The sequence below is a fragment of the Streptomyces sp. NPDC002018 genome (assembly GCF_042890865.1).
Taxonomy (GTDB): domain Bacteria; phylum Actinomycetota; class Actinomycetes; order Streptomycetales; family Streptomycetaceae; genus Streptomyces.
On the sequence record NZ_JBIASO010000004.1, the window covers coordinates 176419 to 201205 of the forward strand.

Sequence of the window (24787 nt, forward strand, 5' to 3'; positions counted from 1 at the left end):
GCGTCCCCGGCCGGGGGAGTTGCGCGAAGCCGCCCTGGACGTCCTTGAACTGCGGCCGGCCGAAGTGGTGCTGCCCGAGGCCACGGTCCGTGACGAGCGCGGCGGGCGGCTGTTCGACGGTTCGACGTTGATGTTCGACCCCGCGGCCGGTGGCGGCCCCCTGTCTGACGCCGCCGCAGACCGGCAGGCCCGAGCATTCGGCGTGACCAACACGGCCTTCCACGTCCAGCGCGCCCTGCGGTTCGCTTCAGCCCTGCTCGGCCACCCTCTCCCTCACCTGCTGGTCAGAATCGGGATGCACAACCAGCCCCGCCGCTGGCACGGAGGGCATTACCGGGTTCCCAGGCCGTCACTCACGGACGAGCCCGCCGCTCTCAGCAGTGCGGGTGAGATCCATCTGGGGGGCGGCGCCGGATTCGTCCCGGCACCGGACGGCAGCCGGTATTTCCATGCCCCCGCGCACAACGTCGCGATCATCTGTCACGAGGTCGGCCATCATCTGTGCCGGCACACCGCGGACTTCCGGCTCAACCGGCTGCGTCCTCCGGCGCAGCAGACCAACCGGAAGATCGCCCTGGACGAGGGCACAGCAGATGTCCTCACGGCCATCCTGATGGGCACCCCGGACATCTACGGCTGGCATCGCGGGGCCATCGCCGAGTGGGACCAGCGGCGCCGCAAACTCCAGCCCCGGTGGACAATGGCGCACTTCTGGGGCGGGCGGGACCAGGACCCGCACGCCGACGGCACCGTATGGGCATCGGCATGCTGGTCCGCTCGTGAGCGGGTCATCGCCACGGGTGCCGACGCCGCGCGCTTCGACGCGGCGCTGCTGCGCGGCATGGAGTCGGCCGGAGCCGACCCCGCCCGGCTGACCAAGGACGCCTTGAACCAGCGCAGCCAATTCTCACGGCTGCTGTCCGCGATCACGCGTGCCGACCCCGGACTCGCGCCGCTGGTGCTGACCGCCATGGCCGAGCACGGCATACGCCCCGGCGCGAGCAACGCGGCTCTCAAGGACGCCGCCCGCGCGGACCTGACCGGGGAGGTGGGCAGATGAAGGACCGCCGTGCCGACGTGGGAATGATGCGACACCTGTGGCGATTCCGTTCCTACGGCCGCCCGCACCTGGGCACACTCGTGCTCGGCGTGGGACTGCGTATCGGAGAACTGATCGCCGACCTGGCGGCACCCTGGCCGCTGGCGCTGGTCATCGACAACGTACTCAAGGGCCGGACCGGCGGCCCACTGGTCTGGCTCACGGGCATCGTGGGCGATTCCCCGCTGGCCATGCTCACCGTGGCCGCCGTCGCGCTGCTGCTGATCACCCTCGCCTCGGGGGCCTTCGACTACTTCGGTGACCGTGTGATGAACAGTGCCGGAGAGCGCATCACCGCGGAGATCCGTACGGACGTCTTCGCCCATATGCAACGGCTCCCCATGAGCTACCACGACAGACAGGCGGCCGGGGAACTGACGAGCCGCGTCGCGGTCGACACCACCCGGATCCAGGACGCTCTGGTCGACCTGTTCTCCACACTCCTGCCCGGACTGCTGGCCTTCGCGGGCTACGCCACCGTCATCCTCTCCGTTGACTGGCGCCTGGGGCTGATCGCGATCGGGGGCGCCCCGCTGATTCTCTTCACGGCCGCCCGCTACACCCGGTTGACCCGCCAGACGGAACGGCGGCAGCGCGCCGCCGAAGGACACCTCGCCGCCTTCGTCACCGAATCCCTTCAAGGCATCCGCACCATCCATGCCTTCGGCCGCCAGGATCTGCACGACGCGCATTTCGCCACCAGCAACGGCACCACCCTCGACGCCGGCCTGCGCAGCGTCGAACTGCGGGCCCGGTTCACTCCACTGCTCGAAGCCGCCGCCGCGGTGGCCACCGCGGCACTGCTGTGGGCGGGCGGCCTCGGTGTCGTGAACCACTGGTGGACCGTCGGTCTGCTGGTCGTGGTGACCAGCTACCTCAAAGACATGATCAAGCCCATGCGATCGATGTCCCGCCTTTCGATCACCTTCCCCCAGGGCGCGGCCTCCGCGGAACGCGTCGCCGGCATCCTCGACCAGCCACCGCCGCCCCCGACACCGCCCCGGCGCCTGCCCGACCGCGCCGCCGGCCGAATCGACCTGCGCGACATCACCCTCGACTACGGCCGCGGCCCCGTCCTGAACCACTTCGACCTCACCGTCCATCCCGGCGAACACCTCGCGCTGCTCGGACCCAACGGCTCCGGCAAATCCACCGTGCTCTCCCTCATCGCCGGGCTCTACCCGCCCACCCGCGGCCACTTGCTCCTCGACGGCCTCCCCCTCACCGACATCCCCGCCATCTGGCTGCACCGCCAGATCGCGGTCGTGCTGCAGGACACGTTCCTGTTCTCCGGCACCATCGCCGACAACATCAGCTACGCCCGACCCGACGCCGGCCCGCACGAGATCGCCCAGGCGGCGGAGGCGGCCCTGGTCACCGAGTTCACCGAACGCCTGCCCGATGGCCTGGGCACCCGGCTCGCCGACCGAGGCGCCGGACTCTCCGGCGGCCAGCGCCAACGCGTCGGCATCGCCCGCGCCATGCTGGCCGACGCCCCCGTTGTGCTGCTCGACGAACCCACCACGGGACTGGACAACGCCGCCGAAGAACTCGTCGTCCACGCGCTCGGCCGCCTGGTCGAGAGCCGCACAGCGGTCATGACCACCCACCGGCCGGCCCTCACCCGCCTCGCCACCCGCACCATCCATCTCCACGACGGCGCCCTGCACATGTGGCGCAGTCCGGCCTCGGCGTCGGCCCACCGGCAGGCCGCGCGGGCGACCCGACGGACCGCCTGAACGGCTTAGCCCCTGACGTGGCCGGAGCTGCCGCCCCGCCCAGCAAGACGCACGCGCGGGCGCCGCCCGAGGACTCGGCTCCCAAACGGCTTCCAGGGCGCCCCCAAAAACCACTCAGGGGCCCGACCCGCGATGCGGATCAGGCCCCTGACCTGGTGTTTCGGCTGTCGGGGTGGCGGGATTTGAACCCACGACCTCTTCGTCCCGAACGAAGCGCGCTGCCAAGCTGCGCTACACCCCGATGTCGCTCGTGTCGCGGCGACATCGATTACTTTAGCCCACCGCTGGCCGGAGACGAAATCCGGTTTCGGGGTGGCTCCTGGGGGTCAGGGGCGGGCTGTGAGGGTGAGGAGGGTTGCTTCGGGGGGGCAGGCGAAGCGGAGAGGGGTGTAGCGGTTGGTGCCGCAGCCCGCCGAGACGTGCAGGTAGGCCGTGTGGCCGGCGGAGCGGTGGGTGGACAGGCCCTTGACGCGGTCCGTGTCCAGGTCGCAGTTGGTGACCAGCGCTCCGTAGAAGGGGATGCAGAGCTGGCCCCCGTGCGTGTGGCCCGCCAGGATCAGGGGGTAGCCGTCGGCGGTGAAGGCGTCCAGGGAGCGCAGGTACGGGGCGTGCACCACGCCGATCGAGAGATCGGCGTCCTGTTCGGGGCCGCCCGCGACCCGCTCGTACCTGTCCCGCTTGATGTGCGGGTCGTCCACTCCGGTGAAGGCGATCTCCTGGCCGTCGATCTTGAGCCGGCCGCGCGTGTTGTTCAGGCCCACCCAGCCCGCCGCGTCGAACGCGTCGCGCATCGGCTCCCACGGGTTGTGCACCGCGGAGACGGCCGGAGCGTTGCCGTTCAGACCGTGGCGCCCCTGGGCCTTCTCGAAGAGGTAGCGGGCCGGGTTGCGGAGCTTCGGACCGTAGTAGTCGTTCGAGCCGAAGACATACACGCCCGGAAACTCCATCAGCGGCCCCAGGGCGTCCAGCACCTCCGGTACCCCCTCGGGGTCGGAGAGGTTGTCGCCGGTGTTCACGACGAAGTCCGGACGCAGCCCGGCCAGCGACTGGAGCCACCGCTGCTTCTTGCCCTGCCCGCTCACCATATGGATGTCGGAGACCTGGAGGACCCGGAGATCACGCATGCCCCGCGGCAGCACCGGGACGGAGATCCGTCGCAGTCGGAACGAACGGGCTTCGAAACCGGCGGCGTAGGCGAGACCGGCAGCGCCGACTGCCGCGATTCCCAGGGGTACTCCGTAGCGTGCGCGCATGCGCCCATCGTCGCAGACGCCGTGCCGACGCGTAATCCGTGGGCGGCCACGACGGGCCACCTGCCACACTTGCCCTCATGACCAGCCTTAAGTCCAAGCTGAAGGAAGACCTCACCGAGGCCATCAGGGCGCGCGACGAGCTCCGCTCCGCCACGCTCCGGCTGACGCTCTCCGCGATCACCAAGGAGGAGGTCTCGGGCACCAAGGCGCGCGAGCTCTCCGACGACGAGGTGCAGAAGGTGATCGCCAAGGAGGCGAAGAAGCGCCGCGAGGCGGCGGAGGCCTTCACCCAGGGAGGGCGCCCGGAGCAGGCCGAGCGGGAGCGGGCCGAGGGCGTACTCCTCGACGCGTACCTGCCGAAGCAGCTCACCGACGAGGAACTGGGCGCCATCGTCGCCCAGGCCGTCGAGGAGGCCAAGGCGGCCGGAGCCGAGGGGCCGCGCGCGATCGGTGCCGTGATGAAGATCGTGAACCCGAAGGTCGCGGGTCGCGCCGACGGCGGCCGCGTCGCCTCCCTCGTCAAGCAGTCCCTCGCCTGATCCGTCCGGCCCGTCTGCACCCGTCCGGCCCGTCTGCACCCGGCCGGTGCGTCCGTCCTGCCCGACCCCGCCACCCCGTCTGACCTGCCTGATCCGTCCGGCGTGGTCCGTCGCAGGCATCCGTGACCTGCACCTGACACCGGTGTCTGTCGCCTGGCCGCCCGTGGTGGTGCCCCTGTCTTCGGGGCCCCGCCCGGGAGCTGGCCCAGGAGCCGGTCCCCTCGGGCCGGTCCCCTCGGAGCGGGTGGGTCGGCCTTCCCGGGCCCGGTGTCCGTGAAACCCGCGGCCTCCTTCGCGCAAGCCCCCGCCCGCGCGGGTCCGCCCGCGCCAGGCCACCCCTACAGGCCCCCGCCCGCGCAGGCCCGCCCATGCGGGTCCCCGCAGGCCCCCGCACGCAAGGGCGCCCGGTCCGTGATGTCTCACGGACCGGGCGCCCCTTCATGTCCTACCTGGCACGCACGTCCTACCTGGCACGCATGCCATCCCTGCCATCCCTGGCATGCCTGGTGAACCAGCCGTGCCCGCCGGTTTACGGGAAGTCGCCGCCGCCGTCCTGGCCGCCGCCGTTCCCGTTGCCACCGCCGCCGTTCCCGTTCCCGCCGTTCCCGTCGCCGCCGTTCTGGCCGCCCTGGATCAGGCCCGGCGGGATCGCACCGCCGGGGCCCTGGTTGCCGCCCGGCCTGCCGTCCTGGCCGCCGTTGTCCTGACCGCCGTTGTCCTGCCCGGCGTCGGCCCCCGGCTTGTTGGGGTCCTCCTCCGGGGCCTTCGGCGCGTCCGGGATGCTGATCTCGTTGAAGCCGAGCGCCGGCCTGCCGTCCAGCGCGCCGGACATGGCGTCCTTCCAGATCGGTCCCGGAACCTCACCACCGAAGACCTTGTCGTAGTACTCGCTGCCGATGGTGATGTCGACCATCTTCCGCGAGTGCTTCGGGTCACCGACCCACACCGCGCCCGACATGTTGGGCGTGTAGCCCACGAACCAGGCCGCGTACCGGAAGTCGGTCGTACCGGTCTTGCCCGCGCTCGGCCGGCTGCCGAGGCCCGCCTGCTGGCCCGTACCGTCCTCCACCACGCCCTTCAGCAGCGTGTTGATCGTGTCGGCCGTCGTCTCGGACATCGCGCGGTCGCACTTCGTCTTCGGGACCGGCATGGGCTTCTTGTTCGGGCCCAGGATCGACTCGATCGCGATCGGGGTGCAGTACGTGCCGCGGCTGGCGAAGGTGGCGTACGCCGACGCCATGGTCAGCGGCGACACCTCCTGGGTGCCCAGGGTGATCGACGGAACCTGCTGGATTTTCTTCCCGTCGGCCCGCTTGACGCCCATCTTGGCCGACAGATCGGTCACCGGGCAGACGCCGATCTGGCTGATGAGCTGGACGTAGTAGGTGTTGACCGACTTGGCGGTCGCTTCCTTCATCGTGTACGGCCCGACCTCGGACTCGTTCTCGTTCTCGACCGGGATGTCCCGGTCGGTCCACGGACCGTCGCAGGTCTGCACCGGGGTCGGATACGTCATCTCGTACGGGGAGGGGAAGGTCTGCGTCGCCGGGATGCCCCGCTCCAGCGCCGCCGCCGCGACGATCGGCTTGAAGGTCGACCCCGGCTGGTAGCCGGCCCCGCCGCCCATCTTCTGGTCGACGGACAGATTGATCTGGGTCTCGTTCTTCCCGAAGCCGTACGGCCTCGACTGGCCCATCGCCAGGATCTTGCCGGTCCCCGGCTCGACGATCGTCAGCGCCGTCGCGACCGGGTCGCTCTGGAACACATGGTCCTTGATCGACTCCTGCGCCGAGTTCTGCGCCTGCGGATCCAGGGTCGTACGGATCGTCAGCCCGCCCTGGTTCCAGAGTTTGGCGCGCTCCTCACGGTCCTTGCCGAAGACGGGGTCGGTGAGGAAGACCGAGCGCACGTAGTCGCAGAAGAAGCCCGCCCCGGTGACGGCCGTGATGCAGCCGTTCTTGGGGCGGCTCACATTGAGCTTGATCGGCGTGGCCTTGGCGCGGTCGGCCTCCGCCTGGGAGATGTCCCGGACGTCGGCCATCCGCTGGAGCACGGTGTTGCGCCGCTTGGTGGCCTCTTCCTCGTCATTGACGGGGTCGTACCTGCTCGGCGACTGGACGATGCCCGCGAGCATCGCCGCCTCCTCCACCTTCAGTTCCTTGGCGGGCTTGGAGAAGTAGCGCTGGGCGGCGGCCTCGATGCCGTACGCCTGCTGCCCGAAGAAGGTGATGTTCAGATAGTTCTCGAGGATCTTCTTCTTGCCCAGTTCCTCCTCGACCTGGATCGCGTACTTCAGCTCCTGGATCTTGCGGCCCAGGGTCTGCTGGGTGGCCGCGGCGACCTTCTCGGGGTCGTCGCCGGCCTCCTCCACGAATACGTTCTTCACGTACTGCTGGGTCAGGGTCGACGCGCCCTGGGCGACGCCGCCCGACTGCGCGTTGCGGTTGAGCGCCCGCAGCACACCCTTGAGGTCGACGGCCCCGTGCTCGTAAAAGCGCGCGTCCTCGATCGCGACGATCGCCTTCTGCATGTACGGGGAGATGTCCTTGAGCGGTACGACCGTGCGGTCGCGGGAGTAGACCGTGGCGATACGGCCACCCTTCGAGTCCAGGATCTCGGTGCGCTGGCTCAGCGGCGGAGTCTTCAGGTTGGCGGGGATCTCGTCGAATCCCTCGACCGTTCCCTTGGCCGCGAGCCCCAGCGCGCCGAAGGCCGGCAAGGCGATTCCCGCCAGCACCGCTCCCGCGAGCACGCTGACACCGAGGAACTTGGCGGCCTGCTGGGTCCCGGTCAGACCCCCGCCCGAGCGCTTTTTTGGCATGGGGGCAGCCTACGTTCTCATTCGCCGGACACGCGTCAAGGCTCTGGCCTAAGCTGGACTCAACTGTCACAGCCAAGTGGTTGCGCATCAAGCCTCGGACGTGAACTTCCCGTGAACCCCGAAGCACGGGAAGCGATGTCCGATACGCCCAGGCCTGGTATTTGATGCCCGTTGTGATTCAAGTGAAATGCCCGACTGTGTCGGATGGGTCCTTTATACCCTCGGGTCACTCCCCTGGGTGATCTGCCGCGTACGCATAGTCCGTTCGGACCATTCAAGATTGGGCCCGAAGGGGGTGTTGCGCCGTGCCCGCCTTCCGTAACGTCCTCAACTGGCAACGGTGAATATGCCGCTGCCGCCGTGGGGGAGCCTCAATTCGGGAGAGGACGGCGCCAGCATGGGCTGGGTAACCGACTGGAGTGCGCAGGCAGCTTGCCGCACTACCGATCCAGATGAACTGTTTGTGCAGGGTGCGGCGCAGAACAGGGCCAAGGCGGTGTGCACCGGATGTCCGGTGCGGACGGAATGCCTGGCCGACGCGCTGGACAATCGCGTCGAATTCGGCGTGTGGGGCGGGATGACCGAGCGGGAGCGCCGCGCACTGCTGCGCAGGCGTCCGACCGTCACATCGTGGCGGCGGCTGCTCGAGACCGCGCGCACGGAGTACGAACGCAGCGCGGGCCTGTTGCCCGTGGGCTTGGAGGATGACGAGACGTACGAGACGTACGCGGCGGTCGGGTAGCCGGCCCGGTGACCACCGGTCAGCCGCCACGGCTCACCGGCTCATAGCGCCACCACCCTGTGGATTCCGACCCGTGGACCAGCAGGTCGGGCACCATGTCGACAGGAGGCCGGGCGCGGTCCGGGCAGGTCGCTCCGTCTGAGCGGACATGTCTCAGCGACATGTCTGAGCAGGCACGTTTGAGCAGGACGTGTGAGTGAGCGCGTCCGAGCAGGCACGTCTGTGCACGTACGCGGTTCAGAGCAATTGCGCAGTTCAGAACGTTCCCGAGGGTGTTCCGGAAGGACGTTATCCAGGACGTCCACGCCCCCCGAGGGAGTTCCTGGGAGGCCGTCGCGGCTCGATCAGCCGCGCCGTCCCCGCCCACCATCGCGTCCCGCCGTTCAGGTCGCAGGACGACCGTTCGCGAGACGATCACCGATGATCCTGAGCCCCGCGAGGTCATGAACATCGCCCGGCAGGGCGGCCACTTCGGCCACCGCCACCTCGGGATGGAGCGCGGTGAAACGATCACGTGTCCGCTGTTCGCGCGCGAGCACCTGCATGCGCTCGGCGTGCAGGCGCAGCAGACCCGCGGTCAGTTGTTCCACACCCAGTTGTTCCACACCTGTGACAGAACCCGTGACGAAATCGCCGGCAGGACCGGTGACGGAATCCGTGACGGAAGTGTCTGCGGCAGCGGCCCGCGCGGGCGGGAGATCCGGCGCGAGCGCGGCAGACTGGGCTGGTTCGGATGATTCGGACGATGCTGGAGTGGGCGGCTCGGGCAGGGGGGATGCGGGCGCGTCAGGGTCGGGCGAATGATGTTCGGCGGCTTGTGCGGCCTCGTGCGCCTCGGCGGCTTCGGGAGAAAAACCGTCCGGGGCAGCACTGCCACGAACAGGAGCATTCCCAGCGACCTGATCCACAATGCGGCCCTCTTCAAGATTTTCTGCCGCGGCCAGTGCCCGCTCGGCCGACAGCCGGGCGGCGCCGCTGCCATGGACCCGGTTGAGGACCAGTCCGGCCAGGGGCATCTCCTCGGCCGCCAGCCGCTCCACGAAGTACGCGGCCTCCCGCAGGGCGTCCCGTTCCGGCGCGGCGACCACCAGGAACGCCGTGCCCGGCGCCTGGAGCAGCCGGTACGTGGCGTCAGCGCGCGTACGGAACCCGCCGAACATCGTGTCCATCGCCGTCACGAACGTCTGCACGTCGCGCAGGAACTGACCCCCGAGCAGCTTTCCGAGCGTGCCCGTCATCATCGACATACCGGCGTTGAGGAACTTCATCCCGGCCCGGCCGCCCATCTTGGCGGGAGCCATCAGCAGCCTGATGAACTTCCCGTCCAGGAAGGATCCGAGGCGTTTCGGCGCGTCCAGGAAGTCCAGCGCCGAGCGCGACGGCGGAGTGTCGACGATGATCAGGTCCCACTCGTCGCGGGCCCGTAGCTGGCCGAGCTTCTCCATCGCCATGTATTCCTGCGTGCCCGCGAAGCCGGCCGAGAGGGACTGGTAGAAGGGATTCTCCAGAATCGACCGGGCCCGCTCGCCGTCGGCGTGCGCCTCGACGATCTCGTCGAAGGTCCGCTTCATGTCGAGCATCATGGCGTGCAGTTCGCCGGGGCCCACGATCCCCTTGACCTGCCGCGGGGTGTTGTCGAGCGAGTCGATGCCCATGGACTGGGCCAGCCGCCGGGCCGGGTCGATGGTCAGGACGACGACCTTCCGGCCGCGTTCCGCCGCCCGTACGCCCAGGGCCGCGGCGGTCGTGGTCTTGCCGACGCCGCCGGAGCCGCAGCACACGATGATGCGGGTGGTCGGGTCGTCGAGCAGCGGATCGATTTCGAGCGGGGCGGCCGCCGGATCCAGCGTCATGCGAGGACCTCCCGGTCCTTCGGGGCCAGGGGGGTAGTACGTGAAGTTCCGGAGCAGGGACCGGGGCCGAGGCAGGGGCCGGGGCCGGGACTGGACCCGAGCCCAGGAGCGAGCCGGAGCCCCGGACCGAGCCGGAGCCCCGGACCGAGCCGGAGCCCCGGACCGAGCCGGAGCCCCGGACCGAGCCCGAGCCCCGGACCGAGCCCGAGCCCGGGACCGTCGGAGCGGACAGGGCGACCACGGTGGGGGCCGACAGGGCGGACACGTCGGCGGGCGGCGGAGCGGACAGGGCGGACGGGGCGGACCAGATGGGCAGGGCGGACAGGGCGGGCAGGGCGGACGGGGCGGGAGCCCTGGACGGTCCCGGGCCGGGACAGGGTCATGAGAAGGCCTTCCCGAGTTGCCGTAGCTCCCTCGCCAGACGGTAGAGACCGGCGAGGTCCATTCCTTCCCCGATCAGCGGGAGTTCGTACGCGGGCAGCCCGAGCTTGGTCAGAACAGCCCTCTGCTCCCGCTCCAGCTCCACCCGCTGGGCGTGCTCCGCGGCCTGTTCGAGCAGTGGGCCCACCAGCTTGGTCGGCGCGCCCACCCCGGCCGTCGCCAGCGCCTTGGCGACCTCCTTGCGACGGTTGCCCGCCGCGGCGCGGACGGCGGCCTCGTCGAGGAGATGCGGACGCACCATGTTCACGATGACCTTGCCCACGGGCAGCTCCGCGGCCCGCAACTCGGCGACCCCGTCCGCGGTCTCCTGGACCGGCATCTCCTCCAACTGCGTGACCAGGTGCACCGCCGTGTCGGGCGACTTCAGGACCCGCATCACGGCCTGCGCCTGATTGTGTATCGGGCCGATCTTCGCCAGCCCCGCCACCTCGTCGTTCACATTCAGGAAGCGGGTGATACGGCCGGTGGGCGGGGCGTCCATCACCACGTAGTCGTAAGTGAAACGTCCCTGCTTGTCCCTGCGCCGTACCGCCTCGCACGCCTTGCCGGTCAGCAGGACGTCCCTGACCCCGGGCGCGATCGTCGTGGCGAAGTCGATCGCCCCGATCTTCTTCAGCGCCCGGCCCGCGCTGCCGAGCTTGTAGAACATCTGGAGATAGTCGAGGAGGGCGCGCTCGGCGTCGATGGCCAGCGCGTAGACCTCGCCGCCGCCCGAGGCGACGGCGATCTTCCGCTCCTCGTACGGAAGGGCTTCCGTTTCGAAGAGCTGTGCGATCCCCTGCCTGCCCTCGACCTCGACGAGGAGGGTGCGCTTGCCCTCCGTCGCGAGGGCGAGCGCGAGTGCGGCGGCGACCGTGGTCTTACCGGTACCGCCCTTGCCGCTGACGACCTGGAGCCTGCTCACATAATCGAGCCTAACCAGTAGGGCCCCGGGCTACGCACGAGGCCGCCACACGGTGCGGATACAGTCGGCCCATGACCAAGTGGGAATACGCGACTGTGCCCCTTCTCGTGCACGCGACCAAGCAGATTCTGGACACCTGGGGCGAGGACGGCTGGGAGCTCGTCCAGGTCGTTCCCGGGCCGAACAACCCCGAGCAGTTGGTGGCCTATCTGAAGCGGGAGAAAACCGCATGAGCGGAGCTGTCGAGGCGGCCCTCGCCGAGCTCGGGCTGAAGCTGCCCGAGGTCGTACCGCCGCTGGCCGCCTATCAGCCGGCGGTCAGGACGGGTTCGTACGTCTACACCTCGGGGCAGCTCCCGATGGTGGAGGGCAAGCTTCCGGTCACCGGCAAGGTGGGCGCCGAGGTCACTCCGGAGGAGGCCAAGGAACTCGCCCGCACCTGCGCGCTCAACGCCCTGGCCGCCGTGAAGTCGGTCGCCGGTGACCTGGACCGTATCGCCCGCGTGGTCAAGGTCGTGGGCTTTGTCGCCTCGGCCACGGACTTCACCGGGCAGCCGGCCGTACTGAACGGCGCGAGCGAACTGCTCGGCCAGGTGCTCGGCGACCGGGGCGTGCACGCGCGCAGCGCCGTCGGTGTGGCGGTGCTGCCGCTGGACGCGCCTGTCGAGGTCGAGATCCTGGTCGAGCTGACCGAAGACTGACCGGGGCTGACCGGGACTGATTAAGGCTGACCAGGACTGACGACGACCGACGAGGACTGGCGAGGACCGGCGAGGACTCGCGATGGCCGGCCAGGGTCGGCGGCCCGCTCGGTGCAAGACGCGGATACGGATACGGATACGGATACGGCCGGGGTCGTCGGCGGCCGGTCCTTTCCTTCTCCGAAGATCCCGCTCGGTGCGCGCGTGTCCGCGAACCGGGCGTGATCTTCGTGGTGCCGTACCGCTCCGTTGTGGGGCCGTCTGCTGTGTGGCCGGACCATATGCCCCACTAGGGCCTCTCGAACATCACCGCTTCAGCGCATAGCATCCGGCCATGCCCAATGGTCAGTGGTACCCGCCCGAGTGGCCCGAGCGGATTCGTGCCCTCGCCGCCGGTGAGATCACGCCGGCGGCTCCGCGGCGGGCCGCGACGGTGATGCTCCTGCGCGACGGACCCCCGGATGGTCCCGACACCGCGGGCGGCTCCGACCACGGTCCGGCCACCGGGGGCGGCTTCCACCACGGTTCGGCCACCGCGACCACCGCAGGCGGCTCCGTCGGTCCGGAAGGTTCCGGTGGGTCCGGCGGGGCCGGTCCGTTCGTGCACATGCTGCGGCGGCGTACCTCCATGGCCTTCGCCGCCGGCGCGTACGCGTACCCGGGCGGCGGGGTCGACCCACGGGACGACGACCGGCTCATCGGCTGGGCCGGTCCGGGCCGCGACGTATGGGCGCGCCGTCTCGGCGTGGACGCCGCCTCCGCGCAGGCCATCGTGTGCGCGGCGGTACGGGAGACCTACGAGGAGGCCGGTGTCCTCCTCGCGGGGGAGCACGCGGGCAGCGTGGTGGGCGACACCACGGGCGACGACTGGGAGGCCGACCGTGCCGCCCTGGTCGACCGAGAACTGTCCTTCGCCGACTTCCTGGACCGGCGCGGGCTGGTGCTGCGCAGCGATCTGCTCGGCGCGTGGACCCGCTGGATCACGCCGGAGTTCGAACCGCGCCGCTACGACACCTGGTTCTTCGTGGCCGCGCTGCCGACCGGCCAGCGTACGAGGAACGCCTCCACGGAAGCCGACCGTACGGTGTGGATCAGACCGGCCGAGGCGACGGCGGCGTACGACAGGGGCGAGCTGCTGATGATGCCGCCGACCGTCTCGACGCTGCGTCAGCTCCAGTCGTACGGTAAGGCCGCCGAGGCGCTGGCCGGTGCCGACGGCCGCGATATGACGCCCGTACTGGCCACGGCACGGCTGGAGGACGGCGAACTGGTGCTGAGCTGGCCGGGGCACGACGAGTTCACCAAGCGCGTCGACCCGAACGGAGGCCCCCGATGACCGATGCCGCCGCCCTCCCCGGTCAGCCGCGCGGCCGGGTGTTTTCGGGCCCGGCCACCGCCCGCGCGGTCAATGTCCTCGCCCCGAACCCCTCCGCGATGACGCTGGACGGCACCAACACCTGGATCGTCTCGGAGCCGGACTCCGACACGGCGGTCGTCATCGACCCGGGCCCGCTCTACGACGTACACCTCGAAGCGGTCGTCGCCGCGGCCGAGAAGGCCGGGAAGCGGATCGCGCTGACCCTGCTCACCCACGGTCACCCGGACCACGCGGCCGGCGCGGCGCGCTTCGCCGCGCTGACGCGTACGCCGGTACGGGCCCTGGACCCGGCGCTGCGTCTGGGGGACGAGGGCCTGGCGGCCGGGGACGTCATCACCACCGGCGGTCTTGAGCTGTGGGTCGTGCCCACCCCCGGTCACACCGGCGACTCGCTCTCCTTCCATCTGCCCGCCGACCGCGCCGTACTGACCGGTGACACGGTCCTCGGCCGGGGCACGACGCTCGTCGCCCACCCGGACGGCAGGCTCGGCGACTATCTCGACTCCCTGCGCCGGCTGCGCTCGCTCACGGTCGACGACGGGGTCCATACGGTGCTGCCGGGCCACGGGCCCGTACTGGACGACGCCCAGGGTGCCATCGAGTTCTATCTCGCCCACCGTGCCCACCGGCTGGCCCAGATCGAGACGGCCGTCGAGAACGGGTACCGCACGCCCTCCGAAGTGGTCGCGCATGTCTACGCGGCCGTGGACCGGTCCCTCTGGCCGGCGGCCGAACTGTCCGTCAGGGCACAACTGGAGTATCTGCGCGAGCACGGGCTCATCCAGTAGCACGAACGGGACTGTCGGCCGGGCGGGACTGTTGGCCATGTGGGGCTGTCGGCCGACGGGACCACCGCCCCACTGCTCCTGCTACCGCCGCCAGGGCTGCCGGTACCGCTGCCGCTGCGCTTTTGAACATGTGGCTGAACACGTGCCGACATGCCGAAGGGCCCCTCCGCGCGGAGGGGCCCTTCACGCGGTCCTGGCGTAAACGCGCCACTTTGCGGTGCACACGGCCGGCGAGGCGGCCGGTGGCCGGTCGCGACCGGTCGCACGAGGCCGGTCGCTGTCGGCTGCCACAGTCGGCCCGGCAGCCGTTCGCGGCAGCCGGTGTCGCCAGCAGCCGGTGTCGCCAATCGGTCGCGGTGGTCGGTCGCGGCAGCCGGTCGCGGTGGCCGGTCGCGGTGGCCGGCGCGAGCGCAGCCGGCCGCCGCGGTCAGCGCGAGCGCTTCGCGAGGCGCTCCACGTCCAGCAGGATCACCGCCCGCGCCTCCAGCCGCAGCCAGCCGCGCTGCGCGAAGTCGGCGAGGGCCTTGTTGACCGTCTCACGGGACGCGCCGACGAGCTGGGCCAGCTCCTCCTGCGTCAGATCGTGCACGACATGGATGCCCTCCTCCGACTGCACACCGAAGCGGCGCGACAGATCGAGGAGCGCGCGGGCAACCCGGCCCGGCACGTCGGAGAAGACCAGGTCGGACATCTGGTCATTGGTCTTGCGTAGCCTCCGCGCGACGGCGCGCAGCAGCGCCGTGGCCACCTCCGGACGGGCGTTCAGCCAGGGCTGGAGATCGCCGTGGCCCAGACCGAGGAGCTTGACCTCGGTGAGCGCGGTCGCGGTGGCGGTGCGCGGGCCCGGGTCGAAGAGCGAGAGCTCTCCGATCAGCTCGCCGGGGCCGAGCACGGCCAGCATGTTCTCGCGGCCGTCGGGGGAGGTGCGGTGGAGCTTGACCTTGCCTTCGGTGACCACGTACAGACGGTCGCCGGGGTCGCCCTCGTGGAAGAGCGCGTCACCGCGCGCGAGCGTCGCTTCACTCATCGAGGCGCGCAGCTCCGCCGCCTGCTCGTCATCGAGCGCCGCGAAGAGCGGGGCACGCCGCAGAACGTCGTCCACGTGTTCTCTCCTTGTCGACCTGCTCAGGGAACCGTGGTCCCCACCTGCGCGGGGACCGTCGTCCCCATGATGCCGTACGTGCCGCTTCTTCTCGGGTGGCTTGGCATCCCTGGACCGTTCGGCCCTCCGTCGGATTCCGCTTGTCCGAAACCGTGCGATCGATCACAAGTTTGGCGTACGTATGTGCTGCCGTGTGTGCGCAGGGCTGATTCGAGTGGTGATCGGCCAGGGCCGGGGCGGATGTCGGCGGGGGGCTTTACGCTGGCCGGGTGTCGAATCCGCCGGTGACAGCGCAGGCCAAGGGGGCTGAAGGAGTGTCCGTGGAGCCTCATTCCGCTGTGGGCGAACAGCCCTCGGCGAAACCGAAAAAAGTTACAAAAGGGATGAAAGTAGAGTCGGAACCGGGAAAGTCGGAGCAGGGAAAGCCCGAGCAGGGAAAGCCTCAGTCGAGGAAGCCGGAGGCGAGGAAGCCGGAGTCGAGGCTGGCGATGATCCGCAGGGCGCGGCGGATCAACCGTGAGCTGGCCGAGGTCTACCCGTACGCCCATCCCGAGCTGGACTTCCGGAACCCGTTCGAGCTGCTGGTCGCGACGGTCCTGTCGGCGCAGACCACCGATCTCCGGGTGAACCAGACCACGCCCGCCCTCTTCGCGAAGTACCCGACGCCCGAGGACATGGCCGCCGCCGTGCCGGAGGAACTGGAGGAGGTCATCCGGCCGACCGGCTTCTTCCGGGCGAAGACGAGGTCCCTCATAGGGCTGTCCACGGCCCTGCGCGATCAGTTCGGCGGCGAGGTGCCCGGCCGGCTGGAGGATCTCGTCACCCTGCCCGGCGTGGGCCGCAAGACGGCGAATGTCGTGCTGGGCAACGCCTTCGGGGTTCCCGGCCTCACGGTCGACACGCACTTCGGCCGACTGGTGCGCCGCTGGAAGTGGACCGAGCAGGAGGACCCGGAGAAGGTCGAGGCGGAGATCGCCGAGATCTTCCCCAAGAGCGAGTGGACGATGCTCTCGCACCGCGTGATCTTCCACGGGCGCCGTATCTGCCACTCCCGCAAGCCGGCCTGCGGGGCCTGTCCGATCGCGCATCTCTGCCCGTCGTACGGCGAGGGCGAGACGGACCCGGAGAAGGCGCGGAAGCTGCTCAAGTACGAGATGGGCGGCTACCCGGGCCAGCGGCTGAGCCCGCCCGCCGACTATCCGGGCAAGGCCGCCCCGCCGCTGGGCGCCGCGTGAGGCACGACGGGTGGTCGGGACGTACGACCATGTGACTGGCCTGATGCGGCAGCGAGGCAGAGCTGTACGAGCGTCCGGGCAGGGCGGGGCGCGGGGCGTGGGCGCGGGGCGAGGGCGGGACGATCCGCTGCACGGGCGGAACGATCCGGCCGGTAGAAGGCGTTGAGCGACAGGGGTGTGTATGACACGAACCGACAGGACCTACGACGAGCCGATGACCGGGTTCGCCGGTGGGGTCGCCGTCACCGCCGACGGGCTGCCGGACTGGCTCACGCCCGTCGAGCGCGCCGCGCAGACCGTGGCCCCGGAGCAGCTCAGCCGTTTTCTGCCGCCAGAGAGCGGCGCCGGACGCCAGTCCGCCGTGCTCGTCCTCTTCGGCGACGGCCCCCGGGGGCCGGAACTGCTGCTGATGGAACGGGCCAGCAGCCTGCGCTCGCATCCGGGCCAGCCCTCGTTCCCCGGCGGTTCCCTCGACCCCGGGGACGGCGACCCCGCGACCACGGGGCCGCTGCGGGCGGCACTGCGCGAGGCCGAGGAGGAGACCGGCCTCGATCCGTCGGGCGTCCAGCTCTTCGGCGTGCTGCCGAGGCTCTACATCCCGGTGAGCGGCTTCGTGGTGACGCCGGTGCTCGGCTGGTGGCGCCGCCCCACCCCCGTCGGCGTCGTCGACCCCGCCGAGACGGCCCGTGTCTTCACCGTGCCCGTGGCGGATCTCACGGATCCGGCCAACCGTGCGACGGCCCACCACCCCAGCGGTCATCACGGCCCGGCCTTTCTGGTGGGATCTGCCCTGGTCTGGGGTTTTACGGCCGGGGTGATCGACCGGATTCTGCATTTCGCGGGCTGGGAGCGTCCGTGGGACCGGTCGAAGCAGGTCCCGCTCGACTGGCGCGCATGACAGGCTGACCCCCATGCTCTGCCCTTCCGGGGAGCGGTAACCCCTTCCGGGGCCCTGTGACCGTGGTGATCCCGCCACCGGCCGCCGGACCCGTGCGCCAGCGGCCGGTCGGGGGCCCGTACCACCGGCGGGGCGGCAGCCCGCACCGCCGGCCGGACGGGCGACCGAGACGTATCTGCGAGGCTAGCGAGGCTATTGACGGTGAACGTGCTGGACATCCTGCTGCTGCTCGCCGCCGTATGGTTCGCGATCGTCGGATACCGCCAAGGCTTTGTCGTCGGCATCCTGTCCGTGATCGGCTTTCTCGGCGGTGGTCTCGTCGCGGTCTATCTGCTCCCTGTGATCTGGGGCAGGCTCACGGCCGACTCCGAGGTCTCGACCACGGCCGCCGTGGTGGCGGTCGTCATCGTGATCGTCTGTGCCTCCGTCGGCCAGGCCTTCACCACCCATCTCGGCAACAAACTGCGCCGCTACATCACGTGGTCGCCCGCCCGCGCCCTGGACGCCACCGGCGGCGCGCTGGTCAATGTCGTGGCCATGCTGCTGGTCGCCTGGCTGATCGGCTCGGCCCTCGCCGGGACCTCACTGCCGACACTGGGCAAGGAGGTCCGCGGTTCCAAGGTGCTGCTCGGGGTCTCCCGGGTGGTGCCGACACAGGCGTCGACCTGGTTCACTGACTTTTCCTCCGTGCTGGCGCAGAACGGCTTCCCGCAGGTCTTCAGCCCGTTCGACAACGAGCCCATCACCGAGGTCCGGCCCCCGGACCCGGCGCTCGCGGGCAGCCTCGTCGCCGCCCGCGCCCAGAATTCGATAGTCAAGGTCGTCGGTACGGCGCCGAGCTGCGGCAAGGTCCTGGAAGGCTCCGGGTTCGTCTTCGCCGAGCGCCGGGTCATGACCAACGCGCATGTGGTCGGCGGCGTCGAGGAGCCCACGGTCCAGATAGGCGGTCAGGGACAGCTCTACGACGCCACGGTCGTCCTGTACGACTGGCAGCGCGACATTGCCGTACTCGACGTGCCGAACCTTCCCGCGACGCCGCTCGAATTCACCGACGCGGACGCGGTGAGCGGCGACGGCGCGATCGTCGCGGGCTTCCCGGAGAACGGCGCGTACGACGTGCGCTCCGCGCGTGTGCGCGGCCGTATCAACGCCAATGGCCCGGACATCTACCGCCGCGGCGAAGTCCAGCGCGATGTCTACTCGCTGTTCGCGACCGTACGGCAGGGCAACTCGGGCGGCCCGCTCCTCACCCCGGAGGGCAAGGTGTACGGAGTCATCTTCGCCAGGTCGCTCGACGACCCGCAGACGGGCTACGCCCTGACGGCCGATGAGATCCGCGACGACATCACGCTCGGCAGGACCGCCAACCAGCAGGTCGACACCGATCAGTGCGCGCTGTAGCCCTCGGCGCGGCTTGGGCACGGCGGAGTCGTCATTTCCCGAATCACCGAACCCCGGGGCCTCCCGGGCCCCGGGTTTTCTTGGTGCTCCCCTGACGGACAGCGCCTGGGGTCTTTCGTTTGGATCTGGCTGGGCTCAGCCAGATCCAAACGAAAGACCCTAGCTCCGTTGATGGCGGAGCCGGGCCGAGACCCAGCGCGCCCTGCGGCGGAGAATCAGGGAAATGCCGAGCCGCGGATCATGGCCCTGACCTTCCGGGCCGCCCCTTTTGCGGGTGATCGGCCCAGCGGCCGAGCGGCGGTTGCGTGCTGCGTCACCGTAGTCGTGCGTCCAGCCCATACCCCGACGTCTGCCCCTGCCCCAAGGTCGGTAACCGCGCGGGAGAGGGCCAATTGGCCTATGCGCGAGGCAATTGGCTGTTCGTAGGACAAGCGTTCAGAGGGTGACCATATCGGCGCCCTGAATCAGTCGTCCGGGTTACGTCTTCCTCATAGGCGCAGGTACCACCGCATGCGCAGCCAGACGCGTCGGGCACGGTCCGTATCCGAGCCTGCCCCGCACTGCATCGCCCCGCTCTCGGCTCCCGCACCGCCCCGCCCTCAGCCCCTGCACCGCCCCTGCCCCGGCTCCCGCCCCTGCCCTCGCCCCGCTCTCGCCTTCACCCTCGCTCCGGGGCGTTTGACGATTGTCCGGTCAACGATCCGGCTCGGGGTCCTTGAGCCAGTTGATGAGCTCCGCGGAGAACGCCGCCGGATCCTCCTCGTGCGGGAAGTGTCCCAGCCCATCGAACAGCCGCCATCGGTAGGGCGCTTCCACATACTCGGCCGATCCCGCCGTGCTGCGCGTCCGCATCGCCGGATCGAGCGACCCGTGCAACTGGAGCGTGGGCACCCGCACCGGGCGCTTCATCCGCCGGTTGAACTGGATACCGTCGGGCCGTGCCATCGACCGCACCATCCAGCGGTACGGCTCGATCGAGCAGTGCGCCGTGGAGGGAATGGTCATCGCGCGCCGGTAGACGTCGATCGCGCCGTCGTCGGGGAGCGTGGGCCCGGACCAGCCCCGGATCAACTCGCCCACCAGCGCCGCGTCGTCCGCCACGAGCTGACGCTCCGGCAGCCACGGCCGCTGGAAGCCCCAGACATAGGAACCGGCCCGGCTCTGCGCGAAGTCGGAGAGCATCGCCGAGCGCCAGCGGCGCGGGTGCGGCATCGAGGAGACCGCGAGTCTGCGGACCAGCTTGGGCCGCATCACGGCCGCGGTCCAGGCGAGATAGCCGCCCAGGTCATGCCCGACGAGCGCGGCGTCCGGCTCACCGAGGGAGCGCACTACACCGGTGATGTCGAGGGCCAGATTGGCGGGGTCGTACCCGCGGGGCGTGCGGTCACTGCCGCCCACCCCTCGCAGATCCATGGCCACCGCGCGGTAGCCGGCGTCCGCGAGCGCCGTGAGCTGATGCCGCCAGGTCCACCAGAACTGCGGAAAGCCATGCAGCAGCAACACCAGCGGTCCATCGCCCAGCTCGGCGATATGGAAGCGGGCACCATTGGCCGCTACATCCCTGTGGGTCCAGGGACCAGGAAGACGGACGGCCGAGGTGGGCGTCGTACCCGAGGCACCCGAGGCACCGAAGGCACCGAAGGCACCCGCGCCCGAGCCACCAGGGGCGCCGGCGGCGCCAGGGGCACCAGCGGTACCGGAGGTCGCGGGCGAGCCGAAGGTCTTGCCCGGGTCGGAATCAGCGGCGGTCATGCAGATGAGCGTGCCACAGACTTGACGCGCTTCCCCACCTCGCGCGGGTGAGGCTTGACATTCTGGAGCACGGCGGCTGTCTGCTTGGCCGAGGCGATCGTCTTCTCCGGCGGCTTGACCTTCTTGAACTTCAGCAGGGCGAGCCCGGCGGCCAGCCCGGCGAGCACCAGGAACGCTCCCCCGACGATCAGGAACGACCAGGCGAGACCGAGTCCCAGATTGTGGATCCCGTACGCGGCGGCGAAGCTCAGCACCGGCAGCGAGAACAGCGCGAAGACCCCCGCGACGGAGATGGCGGCCCCACCCATCACGCCCCGCCTGACGTCCTGTCGGAGCTCGGCCTTGGCCAGGGCGATCTCATCGTGCACCAGTGCGGACATCTCGGCGGTCGCCGTGGCGACCAGTTGACCGATACTGCGGTCGGTACCGACGGCCTCGACCACCGTCCCGGTCCGGACAGCGTCGGCGACGTGCATGCCGGGGTCGCTCATCGGTGACTCCCTCTTTTCGCTTCTCTGCTACGGATCCGATGTCCGATCATGCCGGACTGTCGCGGTTATCGCTCGCCGCCCCCGCGTGTTCAGCCAGCCGACGGTGCTCCGCCGCCTTCGCCTCGTACAGCTCCGCCATACGCAGGTGGTACCCGGGATCGTTCTGTTCATAGATGTCGGGGATGCCGTCCAGGTCCTCGTCGCGCTCCTCTTCCTCGTACAGCGCCTGATAGGTACGGACCCGCAGCTTGAGGAGAATGCCGGACACGACGGCGGCGATCAGCGAGCCCGTCAGTACGGCGGCCTTCACCTCGTCGGTGAGCGCCGGGTCGTCCGAGAAGGCCAGCTCGCCGATGAGCAGCGACACCGTGAAACCGATGCCGGCGAGCGAGGCCAGCGCGAACACATCGGGCCAGGCCAGGTCGTCGTTGAGTTCGGCGCTGGTGAAGCGCGCGGCCAGCCAGGTACCGCCGAAGATCCCCACCGCCTTGCCGACCACCAGCCCCAGGACCACGCCGAGGGTCTCCGGCCGGGTGAAGACCTGGCCGAGCGCACCGCCGGAGACCGAGACCCCTGCGGCGAAGAGGGCGAACAGCGGTACGGCCAGTCCGGCGGAGAGGGGGCGCACCAGGTGCTCGACGCGTTCGCCGGGGGACTGCTCCTCCCCTTCCTTACGGTGGCAGCGCAGCATCAGCCCCATCGCGACACCGGCGATGGTGGCGTGCACCCCGCTGTTGTACATCAGGCCCCAGACGATCAGGGCCAGCGGGACATGGACGTACCAGCCGCGCACCCCCTTCCTCAGCAGCAGCCAGAAGACGGCGAGGGCCGCGACCGCGCCGCCGAGCGCCAGGAAGTTCAGGTCGCTGGTGAAGAAGACGGCGATGATCAGGATCGCGAAGAGATCGTCGACGACGGCGAGGGTCAGGAGGAAGGCGCGCAGCGCGGCGGGGAGCGAGGTGCCGATGACCGCGAGGACGGCGAGCGCGAAGGCGATGTCGGTGGCCACGGGCACGGCCCAGCCGCCCAGGGAACCGCCACCGACCGTGGTGACCAGCACATAGACCAGTGCGGGTACGGCCATGCCGGACAGGGCGGCGATGACGGGGAGCGCGGCGGCCCTGGGATCGCGCAGCTCTCCGGCGACCAGCTCCCGTTTGAGTTCGATTCCGGCGACGAAGAAGAAGACGGCGAGCAGCCCGTCGGCGGCCCAGTGCTGCAGGGAGAGATCGAGGCCGAGCGCACCGGGCCCGAAATGGACGTCGCGTACGGACGCGTAGCTGTCGCGCAGCGGGGTGTTCGCCCAGATCAGGGCGGTGAGGGCGGCGACGAGCAACAACATGCCGCCGACGGTCTCGGTGCGCAGCGCGTCCGCGAGGTAGTTCCGCTCGGGCAGTGGGAGGCGTCCGAGGAACTTACGGGGCGTGGTGGGCGCGGGCGCTGGCACGGTGCAGAACCTCCGGGGCGGCACGGCGGACATGACGGATCACATGCCGACCAGACTTCCCGGCGCACCCAGAGTTCTCATTGTGTTGTTGATGCTCGGCGTGTTGTTGACGCTCGGCCCACTTTACCCGGGGCAGGGTGCCCGGCACTTCCTGTGCCGGGCACCCCGCCCAGGTGCTTCTGTCACCCAGGTGTGTCTGTCGCCCGGGTCTCTCTGTCTCCGTGGGCATCCGCCCCCGGTGGTGCTCAGTCCTCGCTGGCCGCGCTGGGCAACTGGCTCTGGATGAGCTCCATGACGGAGGAGTCGGTGAGGGTGGTGACATCACCGAGCTGACGGTTCTCCGCGATGTCGCGCAGCAGCCGTCGCATGATCTTGCCGGAGCGGGTCTTGGGAAGTTCCGCGACAGGCAGGATCCGCTTGGGCTTGGCGATCGGGCCGAGGGCGGTGCTGACATGGCTGCGGAGCTCGGCGACGAGCCCGTCGTCGACCGTGGCGCTGCCGCGCAGGATGACGAAGGCGACGATGGCCTGGCCGGTCGTCTCGTCGGCGGCGCCGACGACCGCGGCCTCGGCGACCTTGGGGTGCGAGACGAGCGCGGACTCGACCTCGGTGGTGGAGATGTTGTGGCCCGAGACCAGCATGACGTCGTCGACCCGGCCGAGCAGCCAGATGTCGCCGTCGTCGTCCTTCTTGGCGCCGTCCCCGGCGAAGTACTTGCCTTCGAAGCGCGACCAGTAGGTGTCGATGAAGCGCTGGTCGTCGCCCCAGATCGTACGGAGCATGGACGGCCACGGCTCCGTGAGGACCAGATAGCCGCCGCCCCCGTTGGGCACCTCGTTGGCCTCGTCGTCGACCACCGTCGCGGAGATGCCGGGCAGGGCGCGCTGGGCGGAGCCGGGCTTGGTCTCGGTGACGCCGGGGAGCGGGGAGATCATCATGGCGCCGGTCTCGGTCTGCCACCAGGTGTCCACGATGGGGGTCTTGCCGGCGCCGATGTTCTCCCGGTACCAGATCCAGGCCTCGGGGTTGATCGGTTCGCCGACCGAGCCCAGGACGCGCAGGGAGGTCAGGTCGAACTTGGCGGGGATGTCGTCGCCCCACTTCATGAACGTACGGATCGCCGTCGGCGCGGTGTAGAGGATCGTCACCCCGTACTTCTGGACGATCTCCCAGAAGCGGCCCTGGTGGGGGGTGTCGGGGGTGCCCTCGTACATGACCTGGGTGGCGCCGTTGGCGAGCGGCCCGTAGACGATGTACGAGTGGCCGGTCACCCAGCCGATGTCCGCGGTGCACCAGTACACGTCCGACTCGGGCTTGAGGTCGAAGACGGCGTGGTGGGTGTAGGCCGCCTGGGTGAGATAGCCGCCCGAGGTGTGCAGGATGCCCTTCGGCTTCCCCGTCGTGCCCGAGGTGTAGAGGATGAACAGCGGGTGTTCCGCGCCGAACGCCTCCGGGGCGTGCTCCGCGGACTGGCGGCCCACAATGTCGTGCCACCACACATCACGGCTGTCGTCGAAGGCCGTGTCCTGGCCCGTACGCCGTACCACCAGCACATGCTCGACCTGCGGGCACTTGGTGACGGCCTCGTCGATGGCGGGCTTGAGGGCGCTCGGCTTGCCCCGGCGGTAGCCGCCGTCGGCGGTGATGACCAGTTTGGCGTCGGCGTCCTGGATACGGGAGGCGACGGCGTCGGCCGAGAAGCCGCCGAAGACCACCGAGTGCGCGGCCCCGATCCGTGCGCAGGCCAGCATCGCGACCGCGGCCTCGGGGATCATCGGCAGATAGACCGCGACCCGGTCGCCCTTGCGCACACCCAGCTCGGTGAGCGCGTTGGCGGCGCGTGACACCTCGTCCTTCAGCTCCGCGTAGGTGATCGCGCGGCTGTCGCCCGGCTCGCCCTCGAAGTGGATCGCGACGCGGTCGCCGTGGCCGGCCTCCACATGGCGGTCGACGCAGTTGTAGGCGACATTCAGCTCACCGTCCGCGAACCACTTCGCGAACGGCGGGTTCGACCAGTCCAGCGTCTCGGTCGGCTCGGTGACCCAGGTGAGCCGCCTCGCCTGCTCGGCCCAGAAGCCAAGCCTGTCCGCCTCGGCCCGCTCGTACGCCTCCGCCGTCACATTGGCGTGCGCGGCCAGCTCGACCGGCGGAGCGAACCGCCGCTCCTCCTTGAGCAGGTTGGAGAGGGAAGGATTCTCGGTCAC

The 24787-nt window shown here is 70.0% G+C and carries 21 protein-coding genes and 1 tRNA gene; 11 read left to right on the forward strand and 11 right to left on the reverse strand.

The genetic code is table 11. From position 1 onward, the window contains the following. Positions 1 to 19 precede the first annotated feature (19 nt). Positions 20 to 1060 (forward strand): hypothetical protein, encoded by a 1041-nt coding sequence (locus tag ACFYYH_RS08350; RefSeq protein WP_388547590.1) that lies wholly within the window; start codon positions 20 to 22, stop codon positions 1058 to 1060. Further along, positions 1057 to 2838, forward strand: coding sequence for an ABC transporter ATP-binding protein (locus tag ACFYYH_RS08355; RefSeq protein ID WP_388547591.1), 1782 nt, complete (start codon positions 1057 to 1059; stop codon positions 2836 to 2838). Before ACFYYH_RS08350 ends, ACFYYH_RS08355 begins: the two co-directional genes overlap by 4 nt. Before the next feature lie 167 nt (positions 2839 to 3005). On the opposite strand, the gene ACFYYH_RS08360 is transcribed toward ACFYYH_RS08355, so the two are convergent. Together ACFYYH_RS08360 and ACFYYH_RS08365 are read right to left on the reverse strand one after the other, a co-directional pair. Beyond that, positions 3006 to 3079, reverse strand: a tRNA-Pro gene (locus tag ACFYYH_RS08360). An 85-nt stretch (positions 3080 to 3164) separates the two neighbouring features. Beyond that, on the reverse strand, positions 3165 to 4091 hold the full coding sequence (locus ACFYYH_RS08365; protein ID WP_388547594.1) for a metallophosphoesterase: 927 nt from the start codon (positions 4089 to 4091) through the stop codon (positions 3165 to 3167). A gap of 77 nt (positions 4092 to 4168) precedes the next feature. On the opposite strand from ACFYYH_RS08365, the gene ACFYYH_RS08370 reads away from it, so the two are divergent. Next, positions 4169 to 4630, forward strand: coding sequence for a GatB/YqeY domain-containing protein (locus ACFYYH_RS08370; protein WP_388547597.1), 462 nt, complete (start codon positions 4169 to 4171; stop codon positions 4628 to 4630). Between the two features lie 529 nt (positions 4631 to 5159). On the opposite strand, the gene ACFYYH_RS08375 is transcribed toward ACFYYH_RS08370, so the two are convergent. Beyond that, positions 5160 to 7451, reverse strand: coding sequence for a transglycosylase domain-containing protein (locus tag ACFYYH_RS08375; protein ID WP_388547599.1), 2292 nt, complete (start codon positions 7449 to 7451; stop codon positions 5160 to 5162). Positions 7452 to 7848: 397 nt separating this feature from the next. On the opposite strand from ACFYYH_RS08375, the gene ACFYYH_RS08380 reads away from it, so the two are divergent. After that, a complete protein-coding gene (locus tag ACFYYH_RS08380) occupies positions 7849 to 8193 on the forward strand; it encodes a WhiB family transcriptional regulator (RefSeq protein WP_030353248.1) in 345 nt (114 codons plus the stop codon). A gap of 383 nt (positions 8194 to 8576) precedes the next feature. Here the strand turns inward: ACFYYH_RS08380 and ACFYYH_RS08385 are convergent, their stop codons facing one another. Together ACFYYH_RS08385 and ACFYYH_RS08390 are read right to left on the reverse strand one after the other, a co-directional pair. Continuing rightward, entirely contained in the window at positions 8577 to 10046 is a 1470-nt protein-coding gene (locus tag ACFYYH_RS08385; RefSeq protein ID WP_388547601.1) for an ArsA-related P-loop ATPase, read from the reverse strand. 379 nt (positions 10047 to 10425) lie between these two features. Beyond that, positions 10426 to 11391, reverse strand: coding sequence for an ArsA family ATPase (locus ACFYYH_RS08390; protein ID WP_388547604.1), 966 nt, complete (start codon positions 11389 to 11391; stop codon positions 10426 to 10428). Positions 11392 to 11462: 71 nt separating this feature from the next. Here ACFYYH_RS08390 and ACFYYH_RS08395 point away from each other — a divergent pair, with 71 nt between their 5' ends. The 4 genes from ACFYYH_RS08395 (at position 11463) to ACFYYH_RS08410 (ending at position 14257) form a co-directional block, all read left to right on the forward strand. Further along, a complete protein-coding gene (locus tag ACFYYH_RS08395; protein WP_093601778.1) occupies positions 11463 to 11624 on the forward strand; it encodes a DUF4177 domain-containing protein in 162 nt (53 codons plus the stop codon). Beyond that, entirely contained in the window at positions 11621 to 12091 is a 471-nt protein-coding gene (locus ACFYYH_RS08400; RefSeq protein WP_388547606.1) for a RidA family protein, read from the forward strand. The genes ACFYYH_RS08395 and ACFYYH_RS08400 overlap by 4 nt, the downstream gene beginning before the upstream one ends. A gap of 334 nt (positions 12092 to 12425) precedes the next feature. Continuing rightward, complete coding sequence (locus tag ACFYYH_RS08405) at positions 12426 to 13427, forward strand: NUDIX hydrolase (RefSeq protein ID WP_388547610.1); 1002 nt, start codon at positions 12426 to 12428, stop codon at positions 13425 to 13427. Continuing rightward, a complete protein-coding gene (locus ACFYYH_RS08410; protein ID WP_388547612.1) occupies positions 13424 to 14257 on the forward strand; it encodes an MBL fold metallo-hydrolase in 834 nt (277 codons plus the stop codon). Before ACFYYH_RS08405 ends, ACFYYH_RS08410 begins: the two co-directional genes overlap by 4 nt. 427 nt (positions 14258 to 14684) lie before the next feature. Here the strand turns inward: ACFYYH_RS08410 and ACFYYH_RS08415 are convergent, their stop codons facing one another. After that, positions 14685 to 15359, reverse strand: a complete 675-nt coding sequence (locus ACFYYH_RS08415) for a Crp/Fnr family transcriptional regulator (protein ID WP_015034542.1) — start codon at positions 15357 to 15359, stop codon at positions 14685 to 14687. Positions 15360 to 15697: 338 nt separating this feature from the next. Here ACFYYH_RS08415 and nth point away from each other — a divergent pair, with 338 nt between their 5' ends. From nth to ACFYYH_RS08430, 3 genes are all read left to right on the forward strand, one after another. Then, entirely contained in the window at positions 15698 to 16594 is an 897-nt protein-coding gene (gene nth, locus ACFYYH_RS08420) for an endonuclease III (protein WP_388548102.1), read from the forward strand. Positions 16595 to 16775: 181 nt separating this feature from the next. Beyond that, a complete protein-coding gene (locus tag ACFYYH_RS08425) occupies positions 16776 to 17492 on the forward strand; it encodes an NUDIX hydrolase (RefSeq protein WP_388547615.1) in 717 nt (238 codons plus the stop codon). 201 nt (positions 17493 to 17693) lie between these two features. Beyond that, on the forward strand, positions 17694 to 18893 hold the full coding sequence (locus tag ACFYYH_RS08430; RefSeq protein ID WP_388547617.1) for a MarP family serine protease: 1200 nt from the start codon (positions 17694 to 17696) through the stop codon (positions 18891 to 18893). Between the two features lie 159 nt (positions 18894 to 19052). On the opposite strand, the gene ACFYYH_RS08435 is transcribed toward ACFYYH_RS08430, so the two are convergent. The 5 genes from ACFYYH_RS08435 to acs form a co-directional block, all read right to left on the reverse strand. Beyond that, positions 19053 to 19232 (reverse strand): hypothetical protein, encoded by a 180-nt coding sequence (locus ACFYYH_RS08435; RefSeq protein WP_388547619.1) that lies wholly within the window; start codon positions 19230 to 19232, stop codon positions 19053 to 19055. Between the two features lie 354 nt (positions 19233 to 19586). Then, positions 19587 to 20645 (reverse strand): alpha/beta fold hydrolase, encoded by a 1059-nt coding sequence (locus tag ACFYYH_RS08440; RefSeq protein ID WP_388547621.1) that lies wholly within the window; start codon positions 20643 to 20645, stop codon positions 19587 to 19589. After that, the gene (locus ACFYYH_RS08445) at positions 20642 to 21136 is read right to left on the reverse strand and encodes a phage holin family protein (protein WP_388547624.1); all 495 of its coding nucleotides are present in this window, start codon (positions 21134 to 21136) and stop codon (positions 20642 to 20644) included. Before ACFYYH_RS08445 ends, ACFYYH_RS08440 begins: the two co-directional genes overlap by 4 nt. Before the next feature lie 46 nt (positions 21137 to 21182). After that, positions 21183 to 22616 (reverse strand): Na+/H+ antiporter NhaA, encoded by a 1434-nt coding sequence (nhaA, locus tag ACFYYH_RS08450; protein WP_388547627.1) that lies wholly within the window; start codon positions 22614 to 22616, stop codon positions 21183 to 21185. A 212-nt stretch (positions 22617 to 22828) separates the two neighbouring features. Continuing rightward, entirely contained in the window at positions 22829 to 24787 is a 1959-nt protein-coding gene (gene acs, locus ACFYYH_RS08455) for an acetate--CoA ligase (protein ID WP_388547629.1), read from the reverse strand.

Excerpts from the sequence above, each read along its gene's own strand:
- ACFYYH_RS08355 (WP_388547591.1), top strand. The coding sequence starts at position 1,057 with ATGAAGGACCGCCGTGCCGACGTGGGAATGATGCGACACCTGTGGCGA.
- ACFYYH_RS08365 (WP_388547594.1), bottom strand. The coding sequence starts at position 4,091 with ATGCGCGCACGCTACGGAGTACCCCTGGGAATCGCGGCAGTCGGCGCT.
- ACFYYH_RS08370 (WP_388547597.1), top strand. The coding sequence starts at position 4,169 with ATGACCAGCCTTAAGTCCAAGCTGAAGGAAGACCTCACCGAGGCCATC.
- ACFYYH_RS08375 (WP_388547599.1), bottom strand. The coding sequence starts at position 7,451 with ATGCCAAAAAAGCGCTCGGGCGGGGGTCTGACCGGGACCCAGCAGGCC.
- ACFYYH_RS08380 (WP_030353248.1), top strand. The coding sequence starts at position 7,849 with ATGGGCTGGGTAACCGACTGGAGTGCGCAGGCAGCTTGCCGCACTACC.
- ACFYYH_RS08385 (WP_388547601.1), bottom strand. The coding sequence starts at position 10,046 with ATGACGCTGGATCCGGCGGCCGCCCCGCTCGAAATCGATCCGCTGCTC.
- ACFYYH_RS08395 (WP_093601778.1), top strand. The coding sequence starts at position 11,463 with ATGACCAAGTGGGAATACGCGACTGTGCCCCTTCTCGTGCACGCGACC.
- ACFYYH_RS08400 (WP_388547606.1), top strand. The coding sequence starts at position 11,621 with ATGAGCGGAGCTGTCGAGGCGGCCCTCGCCGAGCTCGGGCTGAAGCTG.
- ACFYYH_RS08405 (WP_388547610.1), top strand. The coding sequence starts at position 12,426 with ATGCCCAATGGTCAGTGGTACCCGCCCGAGTGGCCCGAGCGGATTCGT.
- ACFYYH_RS08410 (WP_388547612.1), top strand. The coding sequence starts at position 13,424 with ATGACCGATGCCGCCGCCCTCCCCGGTCAGCCGCGCGGCCGGGTGTTT.
- ACFYYH_RS08425 (WP_388547615.1), top strand. The coding sequence starts at position 16,776 with ATGACACGAACCGACAGGACCTACGACGAGCCGATGACCGGGTTCGCC.
- ACFYYH_RS08435 (WP_388547619.1), bottom strand. The coding sequence starts at position 19,232 with ATGGGCTGGACGCACGACTACGGTGACGCAGCACGCAACCGCCGCTCG.
- ACFYYH_RS08440 (WP_388547621.1), bottom strand. The coding sequence starts at position 20,645 with ATGACCGCCGCTGATTCCGACCCGGGCAAGACCTTCGGCTCGCCCGCG.
- ACFYYH_RS08445 (WP_388547624.1), bottom strand. The coding sequence starts at position 21,136 with ATGAGCGACCCCGGCATGCACGTCGCCGACGCTGTCCGGACCGGGACG.
- nhaA (WP_388547627.1), bottom strand. The coding sequence starts at position 22,616 with ATGTCCGCCGTGCCGCCCCGGAGGTTCTGCACCGTGCCAGCGCCCGCG.